The organism is Variovorax sp. WDL1, assembly GCF_001541225.1.
Taxonomy (GTDB): Bacteria; Pseudomonadota; Gammaproteobacteria; order Burkholderiales; family Burkholderiaceae_C; genus Variovorax.
In genome coordinates, this window is sequence record NZ_LMTS01000304.1 from 1 (window position 1) to 6,460 (window position 6,460).

7 protein-coding genes and 4 pseudogenes are annotated in these 6,460 nt (G+C 63.8%); 10 read left to right on the top strand and 1 reads right to left on the bottom strand.

The window, feature by feature from the left end; translation table 11 throughout:
• The 8 genes and pseudogenes from APY03_RS45805 to APY03_RS35910 form a co-directional block, all read left to right on the top strand.
• A pseudogene (locus APY03_RS45805) lies at window positions 1-136 on the top strand (DUF6629 family protein); the annotation flags it as partial.
• Between the two features lie 85 nt (window positions 137-221).
• On the top strand, window positions 222-854 hold the full coding sequence (locus tag APY03_RS35885; protein ID WP_068684987.1) for a LemA family protein: 633 nt from the start codon (window positions 222-224) through the stop codon (window positions 852-854).
• Window positions 851-1,714, top strand: a complete 864-nt coding sequence (locus APY03_RS35890) for a TPM domain-containing protein (protein WP_068684989.1) — start codon at window positions 851-853, stop codon at window positions 1,712-1,714. Before APY03_RS35885 ends, APY03_RS35890 begins: the two co-directional genes overlap by 4 nt.
• A gap of 2 nt (window positions 1,715-1,716) precedes the next feature.
• A complete protein-coding gene (locus APY03_RS35895; protein ID WP_068684991.1) occupies window positions 1,717-2,214 on the top strand; it encodes a TPM domain-containing protein in 498 nt (165 codons plus the stop codon).
• 56 nt (window positions 2,215-2,270) lie between these two features.
• On the top strand, window positions 2,271-2,786 hold the full coding sequence (locus tag APY03_RS45015) for a YncE family protein (RefSeq protein WP_232324539.1): 516 nt from the start codon (window positions 2,271-2,273) through the stop codon (window positions 2,784-2,786).
• Between the two features lie 37 nt (window positions 2,787-2,823).
• Window positions 2,824-3,300, top strand: a complete 477-nt coding sequence (locus APY03_RS45020) for a YncE family protein (RefSeq protein ID WP_232324540.1) — start codon at window positions 2,824-2,826, stop codon at window positions 3,298-3,300.
• A 122-nt stretch (window positions 3,301-3,422) separates the two neighbouring features.
• The gene (locus tag APY03_RS45025) at window positions 3,423-3,866 is read left to right on the top strand and encodes a hypothetical protein (protein WP_232081425.1); all 444 of its coding nucleotides are present in this window, start codon (window positions 3,423-3,425) and stop codon (window positions 3,864-3,866) included.
• Window positions 3,867-3,981: 115 nt separating this feature from the next.
• Window positions 3,982-4,332 (top strand): annotated as a pseudogene (locus tag APY03_RS35910) (MFS transporter); the annotation flags it as partial.
• Window positions 4,333-4,364: 32 nt separating this feature from the next.
• Here the strand turns inward: APY03_RS35910 and APY03_RS35915 are convergent.
• Window positions 4,365-4,712, bottom strand: a complete 348-nt coding sequence (locus APY03_RS35915) for a hypothetical protein (RefSeq protein ID WP_232324541.1) — start codon at window positions 4,710-4,712, stop codon at window positions 4,365-4,367.
• Between the two features lie 236 nt (window positions 4,713-4,948).
• Between APY03_RS35915 and APY03_RS35920 the strand changes: the two are divergent.
• Both APY03_RS35920 and APY03_RS45030 read left to right on the top strand, forming a co-directional pair.
• Window positions 4,949-5,677, top strand: a pseudogene (locus tag APY03_RS35920) (NAD(P)-binding domain-containing protein).
• Between the two features lie 572 nt (window positions 5,678-6,249).
• A pseudogene (locus tag APY03_RS45030) lies at window positions 6,250-6,460 on the top strand (IS5/IS1182 family transposase); the annotation flags it as partial.

The following is a 6,460-nucleotide window of genomic DNA, read 5'->3' on the forward strand; positions in this document are numbered from 1 at the left end:
CTCAAGCCAACCGGCCTCCTCGAATCCCGGTGCGGTTCAGTCCTCTGCCGCGGCCTACTACTTCTATGCGACGCAGTTCATCTCGGTGTGGTGCTTTTTTGCCGCGCTGTTGAGCGCGGTGGTCGACCTCCAGTTTGCACTGCGCGGGGACAAGCGCCTCAGCGTCATTGGGAATAAGGACCGGTCACACAACGGTCGAACCGAAATTTTGGAGAAAGAGCATGCGCAAACTACTGACAGTACTGACAGCAGCGCTGGCGCTGAGCGTCACCGGTTGCGGCTACAACACCTTTCAAACCACCGACGAGCAAGTCAAGGCGGGGTGGTCGGAGGTTGTCAACCAATACCAGCGCCGTGCAGACTTGATCCCCAATCTCGTCAACACCGTCAAGGGCGAGGCGAAGTTCGAGCAGGACACCCTGACGAAGGTGATCGAAGCGCGTTCAAAAGCCACCTCGATCCAGGCCACCCCGGAGTTGATCAACGACCCGGCGGCTTTCCGGAAATTCCAGCAGGCGCAGGGCGAATTGACGGGCGCATTGTCGAGGCTGATGGCTGTTTCGGAAAACTATCCGAACCTCCGGGCCAACCAAGGGTTCCGGGACCTGTCGACGCAGTTGGAAGGAACCGAGAACCGCATCACGGTGGCGCGCAACCGCTACATCAAGTCGGTGCAGGACTACAACGTGACGGTGCGATCCTTTCCGTCCAACCTGACAGCGATGGTGCTGGGCTACAAGGAAAAGCCGACCTTTGCAGTTGAGAACGAAAAGGAAATCGCCAAGCCGCCCAGCGTCGGATTCGATGCCGCATCGGGCAAGTCCGCAGGCGCTGCTTCGGGAGCGGCCAAGTGATCATCGGGAGTGCCGCGAGCGGGATCGGGAAAGCGCTACTGCTTGCCTTCGCGTTGTGCTGGTCCAGCTTCGCGGCAGCGCAGGTGCCCGTGCCGCCGTTGACGGGACATGTCACTGACCAGACCGGCACGCTCACCGCGGAGCAGACGGCTTCCCTGGAGCAAACCTTGACAGCGTTCGAAGCCAGGAAGGGAAGTCAGCTTGCCGTCCTGATGGTCGCTACCTCAGCCCCGGAAGAAATCGAGCAATTCGCCTTGCGTGTGGCAGAGCAATGGAAGCTCGGACGAAAGAAAGTCGATGACGGCGCCATCCTAGTCGTTGCCAAAGACGACCGCGCGCTGCGCATCGAGGTGGGATACGGCCTGGAAGGGGCGCTCACCGATCTCACCAGCAAACGCATCATCAGCGAGACCATCCTGCCGCGATTCAAGAGCCAGGACTTCCATGGCGGGATCAAGGCGGGGGTCGGGCAAATCATCCGCGTCATCGATGGTGAGCCCTTGCCGGAGGCGGGTAACAAGTCGACCGGAAGCATCGGCGATGTTCAGCAGTACCTCCCGGTGCTCTTTATTGTTGCCCTGGCCTTGGGGGGCCTGCTACGCGCCAAGCTGGGCAAAGTTCCGGGCTCGTTGGTCACCGGCGGCGTCGTCGCGGTGATTGCCTGGTTCGTCGTCGGCGCCCTGTCGATGGCGTTGGTTGCTGGTGTGATCGCGCTGTTCGTCACACTGGTGGGCGGCGGCATGGTTGGGCATGGATTCGGCGGGTACTACGGCGGCGGCGGGCGTGGTGGTCGTGGTGGTGGTGGCTTCAGCGGCGGTGGTGGCGGCTTTGGCGGCGGCGGTGCGACGGGGAGGTGGTAGCTATGAAGATCAAACGCATCCTGAAGCACTTGCTGGCAACTGACTGGCAGGTCGGACGGGTCTTTCCCCGCGGCACATTGATCAAGATCGACGAGGCCATCAAAGCAAGCGAGACCGCCCATGCCGGAGAGATCCGTTTTGCGGTCGAGGGGGCGCTGGATGGCGCGCCGCTGTTCAAGGGGCAATCGGCCCGAGACCGCGCGATCGACCTGTTCTCGCAACTGCGTGTGTGGGACACCCAACACAACACGGGCGTGCTGATCTACCTGTTGCTTGCGGATCGGGCCGTCGAGATCGTCGCCGATCGCGGGATTCAAGCGAAGGTGGACTCGCAGGAATGGAACAAGGTTTGCCGCCAGATGGAAACAAAGTTCAGGCAATCGAACTTTGAGGGCGGTGTGGTGAGCGGTGTGCAGGCCGTAACGCAGCATCTGGTGAAGCATTTTCCTGCTGATTCCCGCAACGTGAATGAGCTGCCGGACAAGGCGGTGGTGCTGTGAGGCGGGTCCATCCTTTCTTGTGGAGTGCTCAATGTCAAGAAAGCTCATCGTATTGGGTGGTTGACGCCGTCGCACAGATTGCCGTCCTGGCTGCAGCCTGCTCAACCTCTGCCGCGGCGGGAAAGGTCTGCGTCGCCGATGAGGGGTCGAACACCGTCAGCGTCATCGACGCGGCAACCTTCAAGAAGATCGGCAGCATCCCGGTCGGTCAGGGCGCGCACAACGTGCAGGTCGCTCCCGACGGCACACGGGTCTGGATCACCAACAATGGCGAGCCTGCCAAGGCGGCCGAAAAGATGCCGCCCGAAGGAATGGCGAAGTCCGAGCACGCGGCGATGGCTGGCGCCGGAGCCGTATGGGCCATCGACACAACCACCGACAGGTGGTCGGAAAGGTGCCGGTCGGGATGCATCCCGCCCATGTCGTGGTGGCGGGCGATGGCCGCCACGCCTATATCACGAGCGGCGGCGAGAACAGCGTCAGCGTGGTGGACACTGCTGCGCAACGGGTCGTCGAACGATCCCGGTCGGCGCGTCCCCGCATGGCATACGTATCAGCCCGGACGGCAATGAGGGCTGGGTCGCCAACCTCAAGGGTGGCACGGTCTCGGTGATCGACACCGAAAGCCGAAAGCAAGTCGCGCAGATCGCCGTCGGCAAAGTGCCGGCACAGGTCGGCTTCACGCCCGACGGCCGGCTGGGTTTCGTGTCGCTGTCTGGGGAAAATCGGGTTGCGTTGATCGATCCGGCGAGCCGAAAGGATATCCGCAAAGTGTCAGTCGGGGCGGTGCCGAACCAGCTGTACGCTACGCCCGACAGCCGCCTGCTCCTGGTAGCCAACCAAGGCACGGCGAAGAAGCCCGGCCAGACCGTGAGCGTCATCGACCTGCGGACCTTCAAGTCGGTGGCGACGGTCGAGACCGGGTCAGGGGCTCACGGGGTGGTGGTCGATCGCGATGGACGCCATGCCTTCGTGACCAATACCTACGCGAACACCGTCTCCGTTCTCGATGTCGGCGACCGCAAGGTCATTGCCACCGTGCCCGTGGGCAAAGCGCCCAACGGCATCGGCATGACGCCATATTAGGAGCTGCCTCATGCAGCCTACGCCTACGCCTTCGCGTTTGCGGCCGTCCGGCAAGGTGTTCGTCGTCTGCGGTCTCTGGCTCGTTGCGCTTAGGCGCGTACTTCCTGTTCCTGCGCCCCGCCTTGCTGCCCGAAGATCCGCGCTTCATCGGCAGCTCTCTCGAATCGATGCGTTCCGCCGCGCCCGGCCTCGAGCGTTGGCTCGGCCATGTGTTCAACGTCATGGGCGGGTTCATGGTCGCCACCGGCGCGATGACGGTTCCCGTGGCATGCCGCCTGCTCGCAAGGGTGGAACGCGGGACGTTGACGGCCCTTTCGGTGGCGGGTGCCGCCAGCGTGGCGCTGATGAGCGCGACGAACTTCCTGTTGTATTCGAACTTCCGCTGGCTGCTGCTGCTGCTGCTGCTGCTGCTGCTGCTGCACTGTTATAGCTCGCCGGCCTGCTGTGCTATGTGCGGGAGGGTGCCGCTTCTTGAAGGCGGTCAAGCGCGCCAGCGCCGCCCTCGCAGGCTGCACGTCGATGTACCGGCTACGGGGCCCTTCTGCCTCTGCTGCCAGCTTGGTTGACCCCGCTGATGCCGGGACGCAACTGCCCCCGAAATCTCTCGTCACGTCGGCTTTCTCACCGGTGTGTTGTGCTGGTCGGTCACCCTTGTGGGGACTCGTCTAGGATCGGCTAGGGAGAGGGCGAATCCTGATCACCGGGCTTGTCGGCTTCGTGGCCAGCCTGCTGCTTCTGCTCATCCCCGCATTGGCCGGTCTGTGGGGAATCTACGCGCTACGCGGGACGGCCGGCTTCTTCGTCGCGGCGGGCGTTCCTGTGGTTTCAGCGTTGGTTGCCCAATACACGCCCGCGGATCGTCGCGCGCGGCGTTTCGCGCGGCTGGGCGCCATGTCGCTGCTCGGGTTACTGTTCGGCCCGGCACTGAACGTGGTGGCCGATGGGGTCGGGTCGTGGGTAAGCGGCGGAGCGGCGTCCCCGGCGCTCTCGGCGCGGGGCGCGCGGTTCTCTCTGCTCTGCTCCGCGGAGTGATGATGTTGGGTCTTGCGGTGACGCTGCCAGCGTCACACGCACCCGACGCGGCAGCGCAGAGCAATCCGGTGAACTCCTCCCAGGGCCGCCCTGCGGCGCTGTTGTGCCTCAACGGGGCGCTGCTGTTCGTGCTGGCGGGGTTTGAGGTGGGCATCGTGTTGCATGGGCAGCAACAGGACGGCCAGTCCTCGCGTCAGGCCGCGATGATGTTCGCCGAGTGCAGCCTCGTGATGCTGGGCGTCAACGCACTGCTCTTCTTCACGTCCCTGTTGGGAAAAGATTTCGGCACTTATCCTGATAGGCGCAGGGCTGATCCTGGCGATGGTCGGGCTGGCGGTGGTGGCCTGGCATGCCTCCGACGTCTGGATGTAAGTGGGCATCAGCTTGACCTCTGCGGGCACAGGCCTGGTGCTGCCGGCCGGCATGGTGGTCGGCAAGCGCCGCCGTATCCAACCCACGCGCCAACCTCCTGGCTGCCAAAGGCAGCCAGGAGTACCTTTAAATACGACGAGACAACATCAGGATATCGCTAGCTAGTTGGGACAGCGTACAGACGCGCGGGCTCACCGCGCGCACCCTGCGAGCAGGAGTCCACCATGACCAACGGAGATACCAATTGCAGCTCGGCTTGATCCGATATGGTCGGATGGGCGCCAGCGTGACGAGGCGCTTGCTGAAAAAAGGCCACCCCTGCGTCGTCTATGACATGCAGCCGGCGGGCAGTCTCCAATCTGCTGATCGACGGCGCCGCCGGGGCCGCGTCGCTTCAGGATATGGTCTCCCAGATGCCGAAGCCTCGTGCGATCTGGCTGATGGTTCCAGCGGCAATAGTCGACGAAGCGCTCCGCGACCTCGTGCCGCTGCTCGCAGCGGGCGCCGAAGAGGGCTTCCTGCACTGCGGCCCCCATGGCGCCGGCCACTTCGTGAAGATGGTCCACAACGGCATCGAATACGGCGTCATGGCGGCGTACGCCGAGGGCTTGAACATCCTTCGCAACGCCAACGCCAGCAAGGGGACCGGCAAGCGCGATGCGGAGAGATGAACCTGCCCGAGATCACCGAAGTCTGGCGCCGCGGCAGCGTGATCGGCTCCTGGCTGCTCGATCTGACCGCCGCGGCGTTGCGGAAAGACCCCGACCTTACAAGCTACAGTGGCCGCGTCTCCGATTCGGGCGACGGACGCTGGACGATCCAGGCGGCCATCGACGAAGCGGTTCCCGCGCATGTTCTCAGCGCGGCGCTGTACGACCGATTCGCCTTGCAGGACAAGGCCGACTTCGCCAACCAGATCCTGTCGGCGATGCGGCACCAGTTTGGCGGCCATGTCGGGGAGCCGGGCGCATGACAGCGCCAGGGGAGGATGGCGGCCACCCGGATCAGTCCCCTAGAGCCGGCCAGCCGGCGCCGCCCTCGCTGCTCATCGACCTGGTCAAGCTTGTTGCCGCATGCTGCGCTGATGCGCCCGATCCTGCCGTCGCGGCGCAGCGCGTCCCTTATCCAAGTGGCCGTGGATCGGGGCGCCTGCGTTCAAGTTTTTCCTCGCGCCTGGGGCGCGGCGCGAAGCGTGGTCTGTGCGGCACGGCACGGCAACCGGCGCGTACCCTCAGCCAAGCCTTTTAAACCCAGGGACTGCCGACCGCAACCGCTGTGTCGATCGGCGAGCCGGTCAAAGAAGCGCCGCCGTAGATTGTTAGAGGATTGAGGGATGAAGAGTCATCGCGAGCGCCCCGAGCGTCCGCGAGCGGCGCGCGATGTGCATTCAGATTACAAAATTGTCATGTTCCGGCAAGCCTTTTGTCGTGTGTGGCTCCTACAGTTGAAACGTTGTGCGGCCTGCTAGGGAAATGCTGATCAATAGGTCGCGGCGGGCACGGCCCGTGCATGCGTGAAGAGACCGCAAGTCACAACACCACCGAGATGAACCAACGCAGCTTTGCCAGTGCCGAGTACGCGATGAAGAAGAAGCGCACGCGGCGCGAGAAGTTCTTGGCCGACATGGAGCGCGTGGTGCCGTGGGCGCGACTGATTGCCGTGATCGAGCCGCTCTACCCTACGAGCGGGCGCGTCGGCCGACAGCCGATCGGCGTTCCCAGGATGCTGCGCATGTACTGCCTCCAGCAGTGGTACG